Below are 20,692 nucleotides of genomic sequence, written 5' to 3'. Positions count from 1 at the left end.
GGCCCTGGCCCCGTCAGCGGGACGCAGGCTGCTCCACGGCGGCGGGCGCGGGGTCGCCGGCCGTCGGCGCGGTGGCGAGGAGCGGGATCTCCAGCAGGGCCACCTCCGGCCGGCAGCGGAAGCGGACGGGCAAGTGACTCCAGCCCAGGCCCCGGCTGACGTGGAGCCAGGCCCGGCCCACCCGGTAGAGGCCGCCCGGGTAGGGGGTCCGTTCCTTGAGCCAGGCGGCGATGGGGCCCAGCCACGGCAGGTTCACCTGGCCTCCGTGGGTGTCGCCCGCGAGCACCAGGTGGAAGCCTTTCTGAGCCGCCTCGTCCACCACGGTCGCCCGGTGGCTCAAGAGGACCCGCACCTCGTCGCCCTCCAGGGGGACCCCCCGCTGGCGGGCCGCCTCCCGGTCGCCGGCCATGGCCCGGGCCAGGTCGGCCATCCCTTTGCCGGCGTCATCGACGCCCACCACCCAAACCCGCCAGCCGGGCCCGCTCACCCAGGAGGAGCGGTTCCTCAGGAGGTGAACCCCTGCCCGCCGCAAGGCTTCTTCCAGCTCCCGGAACGCCTCCGGTCCCAGTATCAGGTCGTGATCGCCCAGAACGGCAAAGACCGGGGCCACCCGGGCCAGCCCCGCCGCCCACGGCTCCAGCACGGCCAAACTCTCGGAACCGGCCACCAGGTCGCCCGTCAGGCAGATGAGATCGGGTTGGAGCCGTTCGGCCAGAGCGATGGTGCGCCGCTCCCGCCAGCCCATCTTCCGCAGGTGCGGATCGGCGAGGTGGAGGAGCCGCAGAGGCGCCGCGGGACCGGCGGAGGATCCCTGGGTCCCGGGCATCTCCGGATCCCGCTCCAGCCGCCGCCGCTCCACCTTCGGCCAGTGGGGCTCCACCAAACTCCAGACCAGAAGCCCCCCGGCCACCCCGGCCACGCTCCAACCCAACCAGCTCATCCCTCACCCTCCAGCCGTCGCCCCATAGATCGCCCTACCGACCGAAAACGGGTACCCCAGCCCGCCCGGGCCCTAAGTTCCCCGCCCGGCGGGCACTTCCTCCCTAAGCCAGAGGCGCCGCCCGAGAAGGAAGGGCTGGGCCGGCCCGGGCGGAGCTCCGGACGACCCGGCCTGGCTGGCCGGGGCTCGGCCGGGAGCCGGGGGCGGCCGGGGAGCCCCGGCGAGGCGTCAGGGCCCCGTCAAAAGACGGCCGACAGGCTTGAAGAACTGGTTGATCCAGAGGATCAGGCTGAAGCCGGGCTGCACGTGGATGGCCACGTTCCCCAGCACCAGCCCCAGGCCCCAAAGGGCCCAGGTGACCGCCGCTTCCCGCCGGAGCCCCGCCTGCCAGAGGCGCAAGCCCTCCCACAGGGCCGCGGCCACCACCCCCAGGCTGAAGGCGAGGCTATTCAACAGGGGGCTCGCCCCCCGGCGGGACCTGAGTGGGATCTTGGGGGATGGCGCCCTCCTCCCCCGGCGGAAACTGCCGGACGGGCCGCTCCGGCGCGTCCACCGGCTCGGGCACCAGGCCGATCCGGCGGGCGTCGACGGTGGCCGTCACCTGGACGGGGAGGGTGGGGAAGACCCGGTCCCACTCCCGGGCCCACCGTTCCCGCCAGGCCCGGGGGTCCCTCTTGAAGAGGGCGAAACCGAAGCCAAAGACATCGGTCCCCCGTTTCTGCACGCTCTCGATGGCGTGGGCGATCTCCGCCGCCACCGTCGCCTCCACGAGCCGTTCCAGCCGGTTCACCACCACCGGGTCCGTCAGGTCGAGACGGGCGCTGTTCTCCAGGAGCTCCCCAATGGTCGTCAGGTGGATCCGGACCTGAGGCCTCGGATCGACCGGCACCACCTCCAGGCGGGACCGAAGCCTCAGCGCGTTGAAGGTGACCAGGCCCCCTTCAGGCGGGAAGACGGTGAAGAGGCTCTCTAGGGTCCGGTTCCGGACCCAGGCGATGGCCATCGCCTCCTGAGGGCCAACGAAATCTACCAGCCGGTCGCCTTGGAAGAGGCCCGCCCCCGTCAGCCGGAGCTCCAACCGGGTGGACGCGGCGCCCTGCCCGCCTCCACCCCCGCCCCCGTCGAAGCCCGCGGGGCTGAGGGCGGGCGTGGTGGAGATCCGGGCCATCACCGGCTCGATCCCTTCCCGGCCCAGCTCATCGGCCACGCTGCCCACCGTCGCCCGGGGGAGGTTCTGCATGGAGCCCAGCTCCTCCACCACCTCCCCCGGCGTCCCCTCCAAGAGGGGCTGGGCTTTGAGCACCGCCAAGCCATCCCCTTCGGCCACGTAGACGGGCGTTCGGAGGCGGACATCCCGGTGGGTGGCGAGAAAGCCGATCACGTCCGTGATACCCCGCCGGGCCAGCTCCTCCCCCAGCACGATGAAGCTGGTATGGCCAAACCGGAGCCACCGGGAGACCTCCCGCTGGATGCTGTCCGCGGCCTCCATGAGGGAGCGCCCCTCCCGGCCGACGATGGCCACTTGCTGGGCCTGGCTGGGGCTGCTCCCACCCCCGCCCCCGGGGCTTCGCGCCCCCACCAGCTGGGGGAGGATGATCTGCAGGCTGAGCCGGTAGGGGTGCTCCGATCCCACATCGATGGCCATGGCGGTCACCAGGGCGATGTCGTTCACTTCCGTCCGATCCCAGCACCCGCCGGCCAGCAGGGCCACCAGGAGGAGGGGCGCGAGCCGCCTCACGGGCCGTCCTCCCCCTCCGGGCCTGTCCCATCCGGGGAGCCGGCGGAAGGCGCCGGGGTTTGGGGCGGCTGGGGCTTCAGGCCCCCGACCGCCCGCTGCCGGTTGAATTGGGCCGTCAGGCTGGGACGGAAGATCTGGGCCCAAAAGGGCGGGCGGACGAAGACACTGGCCACCCGGCCCAGGCGCAGGGGGGCCACGGGGGCGAGGTAAGGGACGCTGAAGCTCCGCAGGTCGGCCAGGTGGACCAGGATGAACATGATGGCCGCCCCCACGCCGAAGAGCCCCAGGAACCCCGCGGCCAGGAGGACCGGGAAGCGGAGGAGCCGAACAGCCAGGGCCATCTCGTAGGAGGGGATGGTGAAAGAGGCGATGCCGGTCATGGCCACCAGGATCACCATGGGGGCGGAGACGATGCCCGCGGTGACCGCCGCCTCGCCGATGACCAGCGCGCCCACGATGCTCACCGCCTGCCCCACCTGCCGGGGGAGGCGCAGGCCCGCCTCCCGGAGGACCTCGAACATCACCTCCATCATCAACGCTTCCAGGAGCGCCGGGAAGGGGACCCCTTCCCGGGCGGCGGCGATGGTGATAAGAAGGCTGGTCGGCACCATGTCCGCATGGAAGGTGGTGATGGCCACGTAGGTGGCCGGCAGGGTCAGGGCCAAGAACGCGAAGACGATCCGGAGAAGCCGCAGGGCCGACGCGACGTAGAACGAGTGGTAGTAATCCTCCGGCGATTGGAAGTGGCCCCAGAAGGTGGCAGGCACCACCAGCACAAAGGGCGTGTTGGCCGCCAGGATGGCCACCCGCCCCTCCAAGAGTTCCCCCGCCACCGCGTCGGGCCGCTCGGTCACCCGGATGGTGGGGAAGAGGCTGGTGGGCGCGTCCCGGATCAGCTCATCGAGGGATTGGACGCCCTGGGGCGAGTCGATGATCAGCCGCTCCAGGCGGCTCCGGACCTCCTCCACCAAGGCGTCGGCGGCGATTCGGTCCAGGTAGGCGATGACCACATCGGTGCGGCTGAGGGTCCCCACCGTCATGGCCTCGAACTTGAGGGAGGGCGTCCGGAGCCGGCGGCGGAGGAGCGCGGTGTTCGTCCGGAGGGTCTCGGTGAACCCTTCCCGGGGTCCCCGAATGGTCGACTCGGAGGGGGGTTCGCTGAGGGCCCGCTTCTGCCACCCCCGCTGGCTGACGATGAGGCCAACCCCCTCACCGTCCACCAGGAGGAGGGCGTCCCCGTCCAGGATGCCGTTGACCACCTCGCCCAGGGTGGCCCCTTCCCTCACCTGGGAAGCGGCGATCGCGTGGGCTTTGAGCACCTCCTGCACCGTGGCGGTCACCGGTCCCGCCCGCAAGGGGAAGGCATCGTACATCAAAGGCTTCACCAGGTGGTCGTCGATGACGGCCACATCCACCATCCCGTCCAGGTAGGCGACCACCGCCCGCCGGCCGCCGGCCAGGCGGAAGGGCCGGAGGACCCAGTCGGCCGCGTGCCGGAAGAGGGCCTCCAGGCTCTGGACGTTCTGGTCCAGGGAGGGGCTCAAGGGGAGCTCGCGCAGCTCTGCCGTGCCCGAGAGGAGAACCTGAAGGCGCTGGCCCCGGTCCAGGCTCTCCGCGGCTTGGTCGAGGGTGGCCTCATAGCGTTCCAGACCCTGGCGGAGGGCCTGACTCGCCTCCCGAAGCTCACCCGGGAGGGCCTGGGCCTCCGCCGCCCAGTACGCCTCGGCCAGCCCGTCGAAGGAGGTATCGTCGCCCTCCCGCTCCCCATGGTGGGATGTCGGCACCCTTCACCCACCTCCCCCGGCTGCCCGGCCGCCCGCCCGCCGGCCCAGGGAGACGAGGAGGAAGACCAGGGGCAGCCCGAAGCCGAACAGGACAGCGTAGACGGGGACCACTTGGGTGGAGAAGCTGATGATGTCGGCCACACCGGGGACGAGAAAGGCCCCCCCGATCCCCATGAGAAGCCCCAGGGGCAGGACCAGGCTCTGGTACTCCCGCAGGGCGAAGAGCTGGGCGGTCACCAAGGCGGCCCCATAGATGAGGACGGCGAACTCCACAATGGAGGCGGGCTGCCAGACGGCCAGGTAGAGGGCCTCCACCCGGGAGAAGAACTCCACGGGCGCCACCTCCCGGGCCACCTTCTCCACCACCGCGATGGACTGGCGGGCGAGATGGACCCCCAACACCGCCTGGGAGATCCAGAGGGTGCCTGACAGCAACACCCCTGCCAGGCCCAGGCAGAGAAAGTAGGGCCATGTCACCCGGCGGAGGTTGGAGACGTAGGGGAAGGCGATGTGGGCGAGGAGGCCCGCCTCGAGAAACCAGGCCAAAGGGGCGGCCGCGCCCCGGAGGATATCGACGAGAGGAGCGCTCCACGCCGGGGGGAGCCGGTCCAGCTGCAGGTCCCGCCAGGCCAGGATCAGCAAGGTGACCAGGCCCAGGAGCATCAAGGGCGCCGCCACCACGTTGATCCGCGCGATGGCCTCGATCCCCTTGCGGGCCGCCCAGACGGCCACCACCAGCTGGAAGGCGATGATGGGGAGGACGGGCGTGCGGGGCAGGAGGGTGAGGCCGATGGCTTGGCCGAAGGCCCGGGCCTGAAAGGCGCCGTGGATGACCAGGCCCAGGACGTACAGCCCCGTCAGCACCTGCCCGAGACGACCCCACTCCAACACCAGCATCTCGGGGAAGGTCCGCCCTGGGTAGCGGAAGGCCAGGGCCCACGAGACGAGGAGGAGGAGCATGGCCGTTCCGGCGCCTACCAGCATGGAGATGCGGCCGTCGACCCCCGCCCGGACCACCACCGCGTGGAGCGAGGGCAGGTAGAGGACGGCCGGTGGGAGGACGATGGCGAAGACCAGCCCGGCCGCCTGGCTCGCGCTGATCTGCCCCCCTTCGGGGGCCCGGGCGCAGGGCAAGGCTCACGCCCCCTGCTGGGCCCGGCGGCGGCGGAGCAGGAGCTCCTCGATGCGGGCCACCAGCTCCTGGGACCGGTCGACGATCATTTTCAGGTCCCGCAGGTTCTGGTTGAGGGCTTCGGCCAGATCGAAGTTGGCCTGGGCCAGCTTGTGGACGGTGCTGGGGTCCTGGCTGGGGTGCGGGCCAGCGCCGGGGGCGCCGCCGCTCCCAGCCTTCGGGTCCCCGCCCGGTTCGGGGGTTGGGCCCTCACCCAGACGGCCCGGGACGCCCGCGCCTGCCAGCGATCCCCCTCCGTCTTCCCCGGAACCGGGTCCGGCCGGGGCCGCCCCCGTTTGGGCGACGGGGCCGATCCCCGGGATCACGGGCGGCTGGCCCGCCTTCTGCTGGCCCGAGGGACCGCCCCCCGGCTCGGCGCGCTGCTGGAGGCCCTCCAGCTGGGCGGCCAGCTTCTGCCGGGCTTGGGCCTCCTCGTTCAGGCGCTGGTGGAGCTCCTGGCGGACTTCCTGGAGGGCCGCCATCACCTCCGCGAGGCTGGGGCCACCCGCCGGGACCTGGGGCTCCCCGCCCCCGGCCCGCACCTTCCGGGTGGCCCGGCGGGGGGCCCCCCGCCCCAGGCGGCCGGCCTCCCGGCTGGCCAAAACCTCCTGAACCACCGCCGCGATCTCAGCCCGATCCGCCTCGCTCAACAGCCCGACCACCCCCGCGGCAGGCTCTGAGCCCTGGCGGCGCCTGCCCCGCCAGGGCTGGCCTTCCGGGCCTAGGGTGGGCTCCCAAAGGCGGGCCTATGCGCCCGGCCCAGGGCTGGGTTGGAAGGGTTCGACGGGCTCGCCCAGCAGAGCGCTGACGATCCGGGGGGCCGCCCGGCCGTCGCCGAAGGGGCTGGCCGGTGGGAGGGTCTGACGGTTGGCGCCTGCTTGCCGGAGGAGTTCCAGGGCCCGGGTGACGATCCGGTCCACGTCCGTTCCCACCAGGTTGGCCACCCCCGCCTCCACCGCCTCAGGCCGCTCCGTCTCCTCCCGGAGGACCAGGACCGGCCGGCCGAAGGCCGGCGCCTCCTCCTGGACGCCGCCCGAATCGGAGAGGATCAGGCTGGCCCGCTCCATCGCCTTCAAGAAGGGCAGGTAGCCCAAAGGTTCCGTCAGGCGGACCCGCGCCTCGCCCCCCAAGATGGCCTGGGCCACCCCCCGCACCCGGGGGTTGGGATGGCAGGGGAAGAGGACCCGGGCCCGGGGCTCCGCCCGGAGGATGTGGAGCACCGCCCGGCAGATCCGCTCCAGGGGCTCGCCCCAGTTCTCCCTGCGGTGGGAGGTGAGCAGGATGCCCAGGCTGCCTGGTTCGCCCAGCCAGCGGAGCGCCTCGTCCGCCCAGGGTGGAACCGCCAGGGGATCGGCCTCCCCGCGCTTCTCCTGGTCCGGGGCCACCCGCAGGGGGAGGGCGCGGATCTGGTGGAGGGCATCAACCACGGGGTTCCCCGTCACCCGGATCGCTTCCGGCGGCACCCCTTCCTGCTGGAGGTTGGCCGCCGCCCAAGGGGTGGCCGCCAGGTGGAGGGTGGCCAGGCGGGTGATGAGCCGCCGGTTGGCCTCCTCAGGGTAGGGAAGCCAGAGGCTGGAGGTCCGCAGGCCCGCCTCCACGTGGGCCACGGGCACATGGGCGTAGAAGGCGGCCAGCGCCGCCGCGAAGGCGCTGGTGGTGTCCCCCTGCACCACCACCCAGTCGGGCCGCTCCCGCTGGAGGATGGGCTCCAGCCCCTCCAGCACCCGGACGGTCACCTGGGTGAGGCCCTGGCCGGGGCGCATGATCTTCAAGTCCTCATGGGCCTCGATCTGGAAGAGGGCGAGCATGCTCGCCACCAGCTCCCGGTGCTGGCCCGTCAAGACCACCCGGGTGGTGACGGCCGCGCCCTGGACCCGGCGCCGCTCCAGCTCCTGGATGACCGGCGCCAGCTTGACCGCCTCGGGCCGGGTGCCGAAGACCACCATCACCTTCATGAACGTCCCTCCCCACCAGGGCCGGCGCCGTCCCAGCCCCCAGGGACGGGGCGGCGGCCTGGCAGCCTCTTCCACGACCCCACCCCGCCTCCCTTCTGGACCCCGATCCTGGAAAGGCTAGACCCTTGCCAGCGTTCCCCGGGAAGACCAGGCACCGGCAGCAGGGTCGCCCTGGGCTGAGAGCGAACGGGGATCCAGAGCGGGTCGCATGAAGGGGGACAGGGCATGGGCGCGGAGGCCCAGATGGTCGAACTGGTCATCGAGGCGCTGGACCGGGACGGCGCCGGGTTGGCCTCTTTGGGCCGGGACCGGTACCGGGTGCACGGCACCCTGCCCGGCGAGCGGGTGCGGGTCCGGGAGGTCCGGCGCCGCCGCCGGCGGGTGGAGGGGCAGGTGGTGGAGGTGCTCCAGCCGGCGCCCCAGCGGGTCGAGGCTCCCTGCCCCCACTACGGCCCCTGCGGCGGCTGCAGCCTGCAGCACTTGGCCTACGACGGCCAGCTCGCCTTCAAGGGCCGGCAGGTTCAGGAGGCCCTGGCCCGCGCGGGGGTGGAGGGGCCCATCGCCCCGGTGCTCGGCATGGAGGAGCCGTGGGGGTACCGGAACAAGCTGGAGCTCACCTTTGGCCGGGCTTCGGACGGCACGCCTTTCCTCGGCTTTCACCGGCGGGGCCGCTGGCAGGAGGTGGTCCCCGCGCGGGGCTGCCTGCTCGCGCCCGGGGGGCTTCTGGCCGCGGTCCCCATTGTGGAGCGCTGGGCGGCCGCGCAGGGGCTGGAGCCCTACGATCCCCGCACCCACGCGGGTTTCTTGCGGGCCCTCATCCTGCGGGAGGGCCGGGCCACCGGCCAGCGGATGGTCGCCCTGGTGACCAGCCCGGCCCCAGAACTCCCGGACCAGGAGGGGTTGGTGGCCGCCCTGCGCCAGGGGGTGGCAGGGCTGGCCAGCCTCCTCTGGGTGGTGGACGATTCACCCTCGGATGCCCTGACGGTGAGCCAGGTCCACCGCCTCTGGGGGAAGGAGGCCATCGAAGAGGAACTCGGGGGCCGGCGGTACCGGATCGGCGTGGAGAGCTTCTTCCAGACCAACACCCAGCAGGCGGAGCGTCTCCTCGCGACAGCCCTGGCCCTGGCGGAGCCGGGACCGGCCGACCGGGTGCTGGACCTGTTCTGCGGCGTGGGGACCTTCTCCCTTCCTCTGGCCGAGCGGGCGGCCCAGGTGATCGGGATTGAATGGGTGGAGGAGGCGGTGGAGCACGCGCGCCGGCTGGCTCGGGAGGCCGGCCTGACCAACGCGCGCTTCCTCGCCGGGCCTGTCCGGCTCCTGTTGCCCGAGGCGGTGGCGCAGCTGGGCGGCGTCGAGCTCATCCTCCTCGACCCGCCCCGTTCCGGGGCCGGCGGGAAGGTGATGCGGAAGATCGGCCGGGCCCGGCCCCAGCGGGTGGTCTACGTCTCTTGCAACCCCCAGACCCTGGGGGACGACCTGACCCACCTCCTCCCCTTCGGCTACCGGGTGAGCCAGGTGCAGCCGCTGGATCTCTTCCCCCACACGCCCCACGTGGAGACGGTGGTGCGGCTCGACCGGATCGAGGCGGCGGGCTGACGCGGGGGCGGGGACGGTGGCCAGCTCGAGGGTGGGGGGAGGCGGGGGGGTGAGCGGGCGGGGGGCGCCGGAGCGGCTGGGGCAGCCCAATCGGGCCGCCATGCACGCGAGCCTCTGGGAAGGGGTCTGGAGCAACGGGTCCGAGAACATGATGGTCCCCTTCATCCCCATGTACGCCTTGAACCTGGGGGCCAGCCCCGCGCTCATCGGCCTGGTGTCCGCCATCCCCACCCTGCTGGGCAATCTGGTCCAGATTCCGGCGGCCCGGCTGGCCGAGCGGCTCGGCCACCGGCGCCTCTACCGCTTGGGGAACGCCGGGCGGCTCCTCTGGCTCCTGCCCGGGCTCCTGCCTTTCCTCGGCCTGCCCACGGAGGCGGCCGTCGGGCTCCTCATCGGCTTGCTCGCGCTGCGGACGACCATGATCAGCATGGCCGCGCCCGCCTGGACGGCCCTCATGGCCCAGGCGGTTCCCATGCGCCTCCGGGGGCGGTACTTCGCCAACCGGAACATGCTCTCGAGCTTGGCCGCCCTCATCGGTTCGGCCCTCGGGGGCTGGCTCGTCCGCCTGGGCGGCTACCCCGCCGGTTACACCGCCCTCTTTGGCCTGGCGGCCCTGGCGGGACTCTTCTCCTTCATCAACGCCTCCCGCATGCCCGAGATCCCCCTGCCGGCGTCCCCGCCCGCGGCCGGCTCGGGTACCGGGGACCGCCCGCCGGCGACCCCGTCCGTCTCCCCTGGGGCCCAGTTGGGGTGGCGGGAGCGGCTCCGGGGGGCGGCCCGGTTCTTCGGCCCCGAGCAGCCCTTCCGCCGGTATGTCCTCACCTCGTTCCTCTGGACCTTCTCCGTCAACCTGCCGGCGCCGCTCTTTGCCGTCCACTTCAAGCAGGTCTTGGGCGGCGATGAGGCCATCTGGGGGCTGGTCACCGCCAGCGCCATGGCCATGCAGATGGTGGGGCAGCGGTACTGGGGCCACCGGACCATCACCGTGGGCGACCGGAACATCATGGTCCTGGCGGGCATCGGGGCGGCCTCCGTCCCCCTCCTCTGGGCCCTGGCCCCCGCCCCGGGCTGGGCCTTCGGCGTAGAGATGGCCGGCGGCCTGGCCTGGGCGGGGTACAACCTGGCTGCCTTCACCCTCCTCTTGCGCCTCCTCCCCCCCGGCCAGCAGGCGGGGCCCGTCGCCTTTTACAACACCATGGTGGGCGTCGCCCAGGGCCTGGCGCCCATGCTGGGCGGCGTCCTCGTCGGCTTCCTGGGCACCCGGGGCATGTTCGTCCTCTCGGGCGTCCTGCGCTTCTTGGCCCTCACCCTCTTCGCCCGGTCCGTCCGGGTGCCCGACACCCCGGCGGTGGAGCTGAAGCACCTGCGGCCCTACTGGCTCCGGCGGCGCCGGTCCAGGCTGGGTGACCGGCACCCCCCGTCCTCAGCCCACTCCTCCTAAGGGGCGAAGGCGGCAGGAGCCTGCCTTGGACTGGCGTAAGTATTAGGTTCAACTCCAACGGCCGCGGGCCGCCCCGGCCCGCCCGGCGGCCCCACCCAAGGGAAACAGGAGGCCCCATCGGTGAACGATCCCCGCGACCGCTGGCTCCAACCCTCGGTCGGGCCCAGCGCCCGCCCCGTCCGCTGGCGCCCCCAGGACCGGCCCTTGCGCCGGGATGTCCGCCTGGTGGGCCAGCTCCTCATGGAGGTGCTGGCCCAAGAGGTCTCTCCGACTCTGGCCCAGCAGGTGGAGTCCCTCCGGCGCGCCTGCAAAGCTCTACGGGATGGGGCCGATCCCGAAAAGGAGGCGGCGCTGGAGGCCTTCATCGCCTGCCTCCCCCACCAGGAGGCCCGCCACCTGATCCGGGCCTTCTCCCTGTACTTTCAGCTGGTCAACTTGGCTGAGGAACGGCACCGGGCCCGGCGCCGGCTCCAGGTCCGCCTGGAGCGCCCCGAAGGCCAGGAGGGCTCGCCCGCCTACCTGGCCGCCCAGCTCCGCCAGGCAGGCTTCCCGGCTCAGGCGGTGCAGGCCGTGTTGGACCGCCTCCGGATCACCTTGGTCCTCACCGCCCACCCGACCCAGACCCTCCGCCGGACGGTGATCGACCACCACCAGCGGCTGGCCGCCTTCCTGGAAGGGCTGGATGATCCCCGGCTGGTGCCCGCGGACCGCCAGCGCCTCCTGGATGAGATGCGGGAGGAGATCCGGCTCCTTTGGCAGACCGACGAGTTGCGGGAGCGGCGTCCGACGGTCCTGGACGAAATCCGGGAGGGGCTCTTCTACTTCGACCGGACCCTCCTGGAGGTGGCGCCCCGCTTGCTCGCGGAGCTGGAGGAGGCCCTCCAGGCCACCTACCCCGACGCCCCCATCCGGGTGCCCAGTCTTCTCCGCTTCGGCACCTGGATCGGGGGCGACCGGGACGGCAACCCCCACGTAACGCCTGAGGTGACCCGGCAGGCCCTCCTGGCCCAGAAGCGGCTGGTCCTCGGCCGCTACCTCCACCACGTGGACCGGCTGGGGAGCCGCATGAGCCAGTCGGTCCGGATGGGGGTGGCCGCCCGCCTCTTGGAGCCCCTGCTGGAGCGGTACCGGGCCGACTTCCCCCAGGTGCACCGGTGGGCGACGGTTCGCTTTCCCGGCGAGCCCTTCCGGGAGGCATGGGCCTATGTCCGCTGGCGGTTGGAGCTGGCCCGGCCCGCGCCCGATCCCGACGGGGTGGCCGATCTGGATGCCTTCAGCCCCTTCCGGGGCAGCCCGGCGGGCCCCGCCGATCCCCGGGCCTACCCTCACTCGGCCGCGTTCCTCGAGGACCTCCGCCTGATCCGGGAGGCCCTGGCCGCCAGCTCCCCGGCCGGGCCCCGGCTGGCCGAGCTGGACGGGTTCCTCCGGCAGGTGGAGCTCTTCGGTTTCCACCTCGCGGCCATGGACGTGCGGGAGGACGGCCGGCGGGTGGAGTGGGCGGCGGAGCGGCTCCTGGAGGCGGCCGGCCTCCCCAAGCCCCAGACACCCGCCGACTGGAACCGCCTGCTGGCGGGGCCGCCCCTCCTAAAGACACGCCCGCAGACGCCCCTCGACCCCGAGCTGGTCGAGGTTCTGGAGAGTCTCCAGGTGATCGGCTGGGCCCAGGAGGCCATCGATCCCCAGGCCGCGGGCGCCTACCTGATCAGCCAGGTCCATGAGGCTGAGGCCCTCTGGAAGGCGCTCCTCCTTGCCCGGGAGGCGGGTCTCTTCCGCTGGGAGCCGCCCCATCCGGCCCAGAGCCGGGTGGACCTGGTCCCCCTGGTGGAGTCCATCGACGACCTCCGCCGGGCGGGGGCGATCCTGGAGGAGGCCTGGAACCTCCCCGCCTACCGGGCCCAGGTGGTGGCCCGCGGCGACCACCAGGAAGTGATGCTGGGCTACTCGGACAGCACCAAGGATGGCGGCTACCTGACCAGCAACTGGGAGATCTACCAGGCCCAGCGGCGGCTCCTGGAGGCGGGCCGGCGGGCGGGGGTGGAGGTGACCTTCTTCCACGGACGGGGCGGCGCCATCGGCCGGGGCGGCGGCCCGACGGCCCGGGCCCTGATGGGGCTCCCCCCGGGCTCCCTGCCCGCCCGGGTCCGGATCACCGAGCAGGGGGAAGTCCTCTCCTCCCGGTACCTGCAGCCGGAGCTGGCCCACCGGAACCTGGAGCAGCTCCTCACCGCGGCCATCTGGTCCAGCCTGCCCGGACGGGGGGCGGCCGCCCCGAAAGAGCCGGCCGCGTGGGAGGCGGCGGCCGAGCGGCTCTCCAGCCTGGCCCTGGCCGCCTACCAGGAGCTTCTCCAGCAGCCCGGCTTCGAAGCCTACTTCCGCCAGGCCACCCCCATCGACTACGTCCGCCGGCTGAAGATCGGCTCCCGCCCCAGCGCCCGGCCGGGCACCCGGGACCTGGCGGGGCTCCGGGCCATCCCTTGGGTCTTCGCCTGGACCCAGAGCCGCCACCTGATCCCCGGCTGGTACGGGGTGGGGACGGCCCTGGAGCGATTCGCCCACGAGGCTCCGGGGAACCTGGAGCTCCTCCGGGAGATCGCCCGGGGCTGGAGCTGGTGGCAGCCGCTGATGGACAACTTGGAGATGGCCATGAGCAAGGCCGATCTCCATGTGGCCCGCCTGTACGCGCGTCTCGCCCCCAACGGCGACCAGGTCTTCGCCCGGATCGAGGCCGAGTTCCTCCGGACCCGGGAGTGGGTGTTGAAGCTGGCAGGCCGCCGGGAGCTCTTGGACGGGCAGCCGGTCCTCCAGCGGTCCATCCGGCTGCGGAACCCCTACGTGGATCCCCTCAGCTACCTGCAGGTGGAACTGATCCGCCGGCACCGGGCCGCCCGAGACCCAGCCGAACGGGAGCTCTTGGAGGATGCCATCTTGCGGAGCATCAACGGGGTGGTCGCGGGCCTGCGCAACTCGGGCTAGACACGGGAAAGGAGAGACCTATGGACGGAGCAGCCATCGAAGCCAACGAACCCATCACCCTGGAGGGCGTCCAGCGGGTGGTGGTGAAGGTGGGTTCCAGCAGCCTGAGCCTGCCCGCCGGCGGCCTGGACCGGGACCGGATGGCCCGGCTGGTCCAGCGGCTGGTGCGGTTGCGGGAGCGGTACCAGGTGGTCCTGGTCTCCTCGGGAGCCGTCTCCGCCGGCCGGGGCGTCCTGGGACACCAGGCCCCCGCCAACCTGCGGGAGAAGCAGGCCCTGGCCGCGGTGGGGCAGGGCCGGCTCATCCAGGCCTACGAGGAGCTCTTCGCCCCGGCGGGGGTGCATGTGGCCCAAGTCCTCCTCACCCGGGCCGACGTGCGGGACCGGCGGCGCTACCTGAACACCCGCCTCACCCTCACCACCCTGTTGGAGTGGGATGTGTTGCCCATCATCAACGAGAACGACACGGTGGCGGTGGAGGAGATCCGCTGGGGCGACAACGACACCCTCTCGGCGCTGGTGGCCATCCTGGTCGATGCGGACCTGTTGGTGATGCTTTCCGACGTGGATGGGCTGTACGACGCGGACCCCCGGACCAATCCCGCGGCCCGGCGCATCCGGGTGGTCCCCCACATCAGCCCCCAGCTTCTCGAGGCCGCGGGACCGGCGGGGCCGCTGGGCTCGGGCGGCATCGCCACCAAGCTGGAGGCGGCCCGCATGGCCACCCGCTCCGGCGTGGCGGCGGTGTTGGCCCATGCCGAAGCGTCCGAGACCTGGGAGGAGCTCCTGGCCGGCCGGCCGCCGGGCACTTACTTCCCTGCCAAGCGGGGCCTCCCCGCCCGGAAACGGTGGATCGCCCTCCACGACCGGCCTCGGGGCTGGGTCAGGATCGACGCGGGCGCCTGCGAGGCCATCCTCCACCGGGGCGGCAGCCTGCTGCCCGTAGGCGTCACCGAGGCGGGCGGTTCCTTCGGCCCCGGCGCCTTGGTCTCGGTCCTGGAGCCTGGGGGGCGGGAGATCGCCCGGGGACTCATCACCATCGGCAGCCAGGAGCTGGCCCAGTTCCTGGCCAGTACGGGTGAGGCCCGCCGGGAGGCCATCGCCGGCCTCCCCCACCCTGAACTGATCCACCGGGACAACCTGGTGCTCCTGGAGGGGGATAACTGATGGACGAACGGGATGGGATGGCGACCATGGTCGAGACGGTCCGGGAGCTGGCCGCGGGCGCCCGTCAGGCAGCCCGGTGGCTCGCGGGCACCAGCAGCCGGGAGCGGGACGAGCTCCTGGGGGCCATGGCCGATGAGCTTCTGGGGGCGACGGAGGCCATCTTGGCCGCCAACAGCCAGGATCTGGCCGAGGCGGCCGACCGGCCCGCCGCGTTCCGGGACCGGCTCACCCTCACCCCTGAGCGGGTCGCCCAGATGGCCGGCGCACTCCGCCAGGTGGCCGATCGTCCGGATCCGTTGGGCCGGGGCGAGAGCTGGACCCGCCCCAACGGCCTCCGGATCCACCGGGTGCGGGTGCCTCTGGGCGTGGTGGGCCTCATCTACGAAGCCCGGCCCAACGTCACCGCGGAGGCGACCGCCCTGGCCCTCAAGGCGGGCAACGCCATCCTCCTGCGGGGCGGCAGCGAGGCCTTCCGCTCCAACCAGGCCATCGTCGCGGCCCTCCGCCAAGGCGCCCGCGCGGCCGGGGCGCCGGCGGAGCTGGTCAGCCTCCTGCCCGCCGGGCGGGAGAGCGCCCGGGCCCTGATGACCACGCCCGGGGTGGTGGATGTCCTCATCCCCCGGGGCGGGCCCGCCCTCATCCGTTCCGTGGTGGAGGAGGCCCGGGTGCCCGTCATCGAGACCGGCGCGGGCAACTGCCACACCTACGTCCACCAGGACGCCGACCTGGAGATGGCCCTCCGCATCGCGGTCAACGCCAAGGTCCAGCGACCCGGCGTCTGCAACGCCATGGAGACCCTGCTGGTCCACCGGGAGGTGGCCGCCGCCTTCCTGCCCCGGGTGGGCGAGGCCCTCCGGGCCCACGGGGTCACCCTGCGGGGCTGCCCCCGAACCCGGGAGCTCCTCCCCTGGGCCGAACCTGCCACCGACGAGGACTGGGCCACCGAGTACCTCGACCTGATCCTGGCCGTCCGGGTGGTGGACGACCTGGACGAGGCCCTGGACCACATCCGCCGGTACACCACGGGCCACTCGGAGGCGATCGTCACCCGCTCCCTGGAGGCGGCCCGCCGCTTCCAGGAGGAGGTGGACGCGGCTGCGGTCTACGTCAACGCCTCCACCCGGTTCACCGACGGCGGCGAGTTCGGCTTCGGCGCCGAGGTGGGGATCAGCACCCAGAAGCTCCACGCCCGGGGCCCCATGGGACTGGAGGCCTTGACCACCACCCGCTACGTGGTGGAGGGCGACGGCCAGATCCGCTGAGCCTCGGCCCGGCGGGAACCCCAACCGGGGCGGGGCCGGCCCGCCCCGGGCCTTGCTGGCCTGCCTTGGCCGTGGAGGGGCCAGAAGCCGGCCCCAGGGCGTCAGGACGGGCACCAAGAAGCCGGAGGCGGCACGCCTCCGGCTCCACGCGAAGAAGCCCGGGCCGTTCGCGGCCCGGGAATCAGAACGTCTTCACCACCCGACCTGGCTGCTCAGCTGGCCTGATCGGAGCTGCCGGCCTGGTCGCCGCTGCCCGACGAGGGTTGGCTGCTGGCGGTCTCGGCGCCGCCGCCCGACAGGGCTTCCTTGAAGTCGCGCATCCCCTTGCCGATGGCCCGGCCCACCTCAGGCAGCTTCCCCGGCCCAAAGATGATCAGGGCGATCACCAAGATGATGACCAGTTCCATGGGTCCGACACGCATAGGCACACCCCTTCCGGCTTCCCCTGATCCCCTTCGGGGCCGGGGGGCCCGATACCTGCCGGAGATGGCTGGTGCCTACGCCGAGGGTTGGGACCTCAGCCGGCCGCGCCCACCGCCACCGGTTCCAGGGAGCGGAGGACCGCATCCACGGTGGTCTCCGCCAGCGCGATGGACTCGTCGGAGGCGCCGTAGTAGATCCTCAGGGTCCCGTCGGGCTCCACCACCGTGCCGCAGGTGAAGACCGCGTTGTGGAAGAACCCGCTGGTCTCATACGACTCCTCGGGCGTGAGCAGCGGCTCCTGGGAGCGGGCCAAGACCACGTGGGGCTTCTCCCCGTCCAGCAGCACGCCGCCCAGGGAGTACTTCTGGCCGTCGGCCCCGTGGTAGATGGCGAGCCACCCTTCGGGGGTGAGGAAGGGGACGCCGCCCGCGCCGATCCGCACCCCGTCCCACATCCCCCGCCGGGGGCCCATCACCTGCCGGTGGTCCCCCCAGTGCCGCAGGTCGGTGGAGTAGGCCAGCCAGATGTTGGGGCTGCCCAGTCCATGGGACATGGGCCGGTGCATGGCCACGTAACGGCCGCCCACTTGGGCCGGGAAGATGGCCACGTTCTTGTTCTCGGGCGGGAAGATGACCCCCAGCCGCTCAAAGGTGGTGAAGTCCGGCGTCTCGATGAGGGAGACGGTCACACCCCGGCGGGAGACGGAGGTGTAGACGATGAGGTACCGGCCCTCCAGATAGGTGACCCGGGGATCCTCAATACCGTACTCCTCGTACCGCCCACTGGGCAGGATGGTGGGGGCGGGGTCGATGTGGAAGCGGACCCCGTCCCGGCTCCGGGCCACCCGCAGGTGGGAGATGGAGGTCAGGTACAGATCCCCCCGGTACCGGACCGAACGGGGATCGGACAGGTCGATCTCCGGCGAGTCCCGGTGCACCCGAAGGATCTCCACCCCCTCGCCGTCTTCCCGAGCGACGGGGAAGGCCACGTAGTTGGGATCATCGCTCACCGGGCGTTCGGCCACCCGCAGCAGGAGCAGGATCTCATCGCCCACCTTCACCGCGCCCGCGTTGAAGGCGCCGATGACCTCCATCTCCGGGCTGGACGGAGGCACATCCGCCGGTGTAATGATCGGGTTGTGAGGATTCCGTCGGATCATTCGTCTGAGAACCCCTTCTGCCCACGCCGGTGGCGACCAACCGGGAACGGCCCTAGAAGTGCCCTCCGTTTGCGCCCCAAGCTAGGTTTAATAAAGTGACGATCGGCTTCAATCCTCACATAGAAAGGTGGGAGGGTCAACGGCCACTCCTTGGGAGAAGACACGCTCTCTCCCTCGGTTGCGGAAACCTGGTGAACCGGCGGGTCCAAGCTCCCCCAAGCGCGCCCTCGCGCCCCTGGGGCCGCCCCTCCCGACACCTCGTTCTTCATTCCGTTCTCATGAATCCCTTCGGAAGCGGCCAGCCTTCCGTTGAGGGGATGGGCTCCGGCTGCCTTCCTCCCCAGAGTATAATAAGATCCGAGACGCGCGTGCGTCCCTGGCCGGCTCCGTTCTCCGCATCACAAGGCACGGGGTCGGCCGCCCACGGCGGACCAGAGGAGGGTGGCCATGGATCTGGAGCTGAAGGGCCGGGTGGCGATGGTGACGGGGGCGAGCCGCGGCTTGGGCCTGGCCATCGCCCGGGCGCTGGCCGAAGAGGGGGCGAGCCTGGCCATCGGCGCCCGGGGCGCGGAGGCCCTGGAGAAGGCGGCCGCCGAGCTGCGGGAGCTGGGGGTACCGGTCTTCGCCCGGCCGGTGGACATCACCGTGGCCAGCGAGGCGGAAGCCTTTGTCCGGGAGACCACCGAGCGCTTGGGACCGCCCGAGATCCTGGTTCTCAACGCCGGGGGCACGCCGCCCGCGGAGGACGAGATCGGCTCCCTGCAGGCCTCCTTCGAGCTGAACGCCACGGCCAACCTGCGCCTGGCCCGCCTGGTGGTGCCGGGCATGAAGCAGCAAGGGTACGGGAGCATCCTCTTCATCGCCTCCATCTGGGGCCGGGAGGCGGGGGGTCGGCTGGTCTACAACGCCGCCAAAGCCGCGGAGATCAGCCTGGCCAAGGGCCTAGCCCGGGAGCTGGCCCCTCAGGGGATCCGGGTCAACTGCCTGGCGCCCGGGAGCATCCTCTTCCCCGGCGGCTCCTGGGACCGGCGCCTGAAGGCCGATCCCGAAGGGATCCAGACCTTTGTCGAGCAGGAGATCCCCTCGGGACGGTTCGGCCGGCCCGAGGAGGTGGGCTGGGTGGCCGCCTTCCTCGTCTCGCCCAAGGCCAACTGGGTCCGGGGCGCGTGCCTCACCGTCGACGGCGGCCAGTCGCGGGCGTTCTAGGAGCATCCAGACACCAGGGGGAGTGGAGTCGATGGCAAAGGATCCTTTCCAGTGGGCCGCCGAAGGCCCCTCCGGGGCCCAGACCACCGTGGAGGTGCCCGACCGGGCCAGCATTCCCGAAGAGGACCGCTGGCGCCTGGAAGACATCTTCCCCAACGATGAGGCGTGGGAGGCGGCCTTTCACGAGCTGGAAGGCCTGATCGACAAGCTGGCGGCCTTCCGGGGCACCTTGGGCCAGTCGGGCGAGCAGCTCCTGGCCTTCCTCCAGTTGAACGACGAGGTGGGCCAGCGGGCCGAGGCCCTTTGGGGCTACGCGCACATGCGCCTGGATGAGGACACCACCCACCCCGAGAGCCAGGGCCGCCAGGCCCGGGCCCTGAACCTCCTGGTCCGCCTGGAGAGCGCGGTCGCCTTTGCGACGCCGGAGATCCTGGCCATTCCGCCGGAGCAGCTGGAGCGCTTCCTTCAGGAGACGCCCGGCCTGGAAGGGTACCGCCATGCCCTGGATGAGATCCAGCGGCGCCGGCCCCACACCCTCTCCGAGGCCGAGGAACGGCTCCTGGCCATGGCGGGCGAGGTGGGCCAGAGCCCCGCCCAGATCTTCCAGATGATCAACGAGGCGGACATCCGCTTCCCCACCGTCCGCGACGAGGCGGGGCGGGAGGTGGAGATCACCCACGCCCGGTTTCTCAAGCTGATGGAGAGCCGGGACCGCCGGGTCCGCCGGGAGACCTTCCAAGGGCTCTACGCCACCTACCAGAAGCAGCGGAACACCCTGGCCGCGACCCTGGCCGCCCAGGTCCAGAAGAACATCTTCTTCGCCCGGGCCCGCCGCTTCGGGTCCGCTTTGGAGGCGGCCCTCTTCCCCAGCAACATCCCCGTCAGTGTCTACACCAACTTGATCGAGACCGTCCGCCAGGGGCTGCCCGCCCTCCACCGGTACATGGCCCTCCGGAAGCGGGCCCTCGGGCTGGACGAGCACCACATGTACGACATCTACACGCCCATCGTCCCCGAGGTGACCGTTCGCATCCCGTGGCAGGAGGCCCAGGAGCTGGCGGCGGCGGCCCTGGCGCCTTTGGGCGAGGAGTACGTCCGGGTGCTGCGGGAAGGCTTCCGGAGCCGCTGGATCGACGTCTACGAGAACCGGGGGAAGCGGAGCGGCGCGTACTCCACCGGGGTCTACGGCGTTCACCCCTATGTGCTCCTCAACTACCAGGAGACCCTCGACGACCTCTTCACCCTGGTGCACGAGATGGGCCACGCGCTCCATACCTACTTCAGCAACCGGGCCCAGCCCTACGTCTACGCCAACTACTGCATCTTCGTGGCCGAGGTCGCCTCGACCCTGAATGAGGCGCTTCTTGCCCATCACCTGTTGGAGCGGTGGACGGACCGGGCTCGGCGGCTCTACGTGCTCAACCACCAGCTGGACACCTTCCGGACCACCCTCTTCCGCCAGACCATGTTCGCCGAGTTCGAGCAGCAGATCCACCAAGAGGCGGAAGCGGGCCGGCCCTTGACGGCCGAGCGGCTCGCGGAGCTGTACGGCGAGCTCAACGCGGCCTACCACGGACCAGCCGTGGTCAACGACGAGGAGATCCGGCTGGAGTGGGCCCGGATCCCCCACTTCTACATGAACTTCTACGTCTACCAGTACGCCACGGGCTTCTCGGCCGCCCAGGCTCTGGCCCGGCGGATCCTGGAGGAAGGCCAGCCGGCTGTGGAGGCCTACCTGGCCTTCTTGAGCAGCGGCTCCTCCGACTACCCCCTGGCCGTCCTCCAACGGGCAGGGGTGGACATGACCAGCCCGGAGCCCGTCCGCCAGGCGATCCAAGCCTTCCACGAGCTGGTCCAGGAGCTGGAGCGGCTGCTGGA

Annotated in this window: 16 protein-coding genes; 7 read left to right on the top strand and 9 right to left on the bottom strand. The window is 71.9% G+C overall.

Annotated elements, in window-relative coordinates; translation table 11 throughout:
- Positions 1–13: 13 nt before the first annotated feature.
- From FWJ67_RS07345 to wecB, 7 genes are all read right to left on the bottom strand, one after another.
- Complete coding sequence (locus FWJ67_RS07345) at positions 14–940, bottom strand: metallophosphoesterase (protein ID WP_414482332.1); 927 nt, start codon at positions 938–940, stop codon at positions 14–16.
- Between the two features lie 228 nt (positions 941–1,168).
- On the bottom strand, positions 1,169–1,393 hold the full coding sequence (locus tag FWJ67_RS07340) for a hypothetical protein (protein WP_304171805.1): 225 nt from the start codon (positions 1,391–1,393) through the stop codon (positions 1,169–1,171).
- A complete protein-coding gene (locus FWJ67_RS07335) occupies positions 1,386–2,678 on the bottom strand; it encodes a Ger(x)C family spore germination protein (RefSeq protein WP_414482333.1) in 1,293 nt (430 codons plus the stop codon). The genes FWJ67_RS07340 and FWJ67_RS07335 overlap by 8 nt, the downstream gene beginning before the upstream one ends.
- Positions 2,675–4,462, bottom strand: a complete 1,788-nt coding sequence (locus tag FWJ67_RS07330) for a spore germination protein (protein WP_414482667.1) — start codon at positions 4,460–4,462, stop codon at positions 2,675–2,677. Before FWJ67_RS07330 ends, FWJ67_RS07335 begins: the two co-directional genes overlap by 4 nt.
- Before the next feature lie 3 nt (positions 4,463–4,465).
- Positions 4,466–5,596, bottom strand: coding sequence for a GerAB/ArcD/ProY family transporter (locus FWJ67_RS07325; protein ID WP_414482335.1), 1,131 nt, complete (start codon positions 5,594–5,596; stop codon positions 4,466–4,468).
- Positions 5,597–5,599: 3 nt separating this feature from the next.
- Complete coding sequence (locus tag FWJ67_RS07320) at positions 5,600–6,283, bottom strand: hypothetical protein (protein WP_414482336.1); 684 nt, start codon at positions 6,281–6,283, stop codon at positions 5,600–5,602.
- A gap of 96 nt (positions 6,284–6,379) precedes the next feature.
- On the bottom strand, positions 6,380–7,588 hold the full coding sequence (gene wecB, locus FWJ67_RS07315) for a non-hydrolyzing UDP-N-acetylglucosamine 2-epimerase (RefSeq protein WP_304171813.1): 1,209 nt from the start codon (positions 7,586–7,588) through the stop codon (positions 6,380–6,382).
- A gap of 225 nt (positions 7,589–7,813) precedes the next feature.
- Here wecB and rlmD point away from each other — a divergent pair, with 225 nt between their 5' ends.
- The 5 genes from rlmD (at position 7,814) to FWJ67_RS07290 (ending at position 16,026) form a co-directional block, all read left to right on the top strand.
- Positions 7,814–9,184: a 23S rRNA (uracil(1939)-C(5))-methyltransferase RlmD gene (gene rlmD / locus FWJ67_RS07310; protein ID WP_414482337.1), complete on the top strand. Its 1,371-nt coding sequence runs from the start codon at positions 7,814–7,816 to the stop codon at positions 9,182–9,184.
- Between the two features lie 49 nt (positions 9,185–9,233).
- On the top strand, positions 9,234–10,625 hold the full coding sequence (locus FWJ67_RS07305; protein WP_414482666.1) for an MFS transporter: 1,392 nt from the start codon (positions 9,234–9,236) through the stop codon (positions 10,623–10,625).
- A 120-nt stretch (positions 10,626–10,745) separates the two neighbouring features.
- The gene (gene ppc / locus FWJ67_RS07300) at positions 10,746–13,598 is read left to right on the top strand and encodes a phosphoenolpyruvate carboxylase (RefSeq protein WP_414482665.1); all 2,853 of its coding nucleotides are present in this window, start codon (positions 10,746–10,748) and stop codon (positions 13,596–13,598) included.
- Between the two features lie 20 nt (positions 13,599–13,618).
- Positions 13,619–14,764: a glutamate 5-kinase gene (proB, locus tag FWJ67_RS07295; protein WP_414482374.1), complete on the top strand. Its 1,146-nt coding sequence runs from the start codon at positions 13,619–13,621 to the stop codon at positions 14,762–14,764.
- Positions 14,764–16,026: a glutamate-5-semialdehyde dehydrogenase gene (locus FWJ67_RS07290; protein WP_414482664.1), complete on the top strand. Its 1,263-nt coding sequence runs from the start codon at positions 14,764–14,766 to the stop codon at positions 16,024–16,026. Before proB ends, FWJ67_RS07290 begins: the two co-directional genes overlap by 1 nt.
- A gap of 212 nt (positions 16,027–16,238) precedes the next feature.
- Here FWJ67_RS07290 and tatA read toward each other — a convergent pair whose 3' ends face one another.
- Both tatA and FWJ67_RS07280 read right to left on the bottom strand, forming a co-directional pair.
- Positions 16,239–16,448, bottom strand: a complete 210-nt coding sequence (gene tatA, locus FWJ67_RS07285) for a twin-arginine translocase TatA/TatE family subunit (protein WP_414482373.1) — start codon at positions 16,446–16,448, stop codon at positions 16,239–16,241.
- 95 nt (positions 16,449–16,543) lie between these two features.
- Positions 16,544–17,608 carry a glycoside hydrolase family 130 protein gene (locus FWJ67_RS07280; RefSeq protein WP_304171828.1) on the bottom strand — a complete coding sequence of 355 codons (1,065 nt, stop codon included), beginning with the start codon at positions 17,606–17,608 and terminating at the stop codon, positions 16,544–16,546.
- Positions 17,609–18,055: 447 nt separating this feature from the next.
- Here FWJ67_RS07280 and FWJ67_RS07275 point away from each other — a divergent pair, with 447 nt between their 5' ends.
- The gene (locus FWJ67_RS07275) at positions 18,056–18,814 is read left to right on the top strand and encodes an SDR family NAD(P)-dependent oxidoreductase (protein WP_304171830.1); all 759 of its coding nucleotides are present in this window, start codon (positions 18,056–18,058) and stop codon (positions 18,812–18,814) included.
- Between the two features lie 31 nt (positions 18,815–18,845).
- Positions 18,846–20,692, top strand: a 1,847-nt coding sequence (gene pepF, locus FWJ67_RS07270; protein WP_414482663.1) for an oligoendopeptidase F, incomplete at its 3' end; no start/stop codon positions are given.

Origin of the sequence: Limnochorda sp., from assembly GCF_047459355.1 — a bacterium.
Taxonomy (GTDB): domain Bacteria; phylum Bacillota; class Limnochordia; order Limnochordales; family Limnochordaceae; genus Limnochorda.
The sequence above is the reverse complement of the archived record's forward strand: the minus strand, read 5'-3'. Positions and strand labels throughout refer to the sequence as shown.

Coding starts and splice junctions, on each gene's coding strand:
- wecB (WP_304171813.1), bottom strand. CDS start 7,588: ATGAAGGTGATGGTGGTCTTCGGCACCCGGCCCGAGGCGGTCAAGCTG.
- FWJ67_RS07345 (WP_414482332.1), bottom strand. CDS start 940: ATGAGCTGGTTGGGTTGGAGCGTGGCCGGGGTGGCCGGGGGGCTTCTG.
- FWJ67_RS07275 (WP_304171830.1), top strand. CDS start 18,056: ATGGATCTGGAGCTGAAGGGCCGGGTGGCGATGGTGACGGGGGCGAGC.
- FWJ67_RS07290 (WP_414482664.1), top strand. CDS start 14,764: ATGGACGAACGGGATGGGATGGCGACCATGGTCGAGACGGTCCGGGAG.
- proB (WP_414482374.1), top strand. CDS start 13,619: ATGGACGGAGCAGCCATCGAAGCCAACGAACCCATCACCCTGGAGGGC.
- rlmD (WP_414482337.1), top strand. CDS start 7,814: ATGGGCGCGGAGGCCCAGATGGTCGAACTGGTCATCGAGGCGCTGGAC.
- FWJ67_RS07280 (WP_304171828.1), bottom strand. CDS start 17,608: ATGATCCGACGGAATCCTCACAACCCGATCATTACACCGGCGGATGTG.
- tatA (WP_414482373.1), bottom strand. CDS start 16,448: ATGCGTGTCGGACCCATGGAACTGGTCATCATCTTGGTGATCGCCCTG.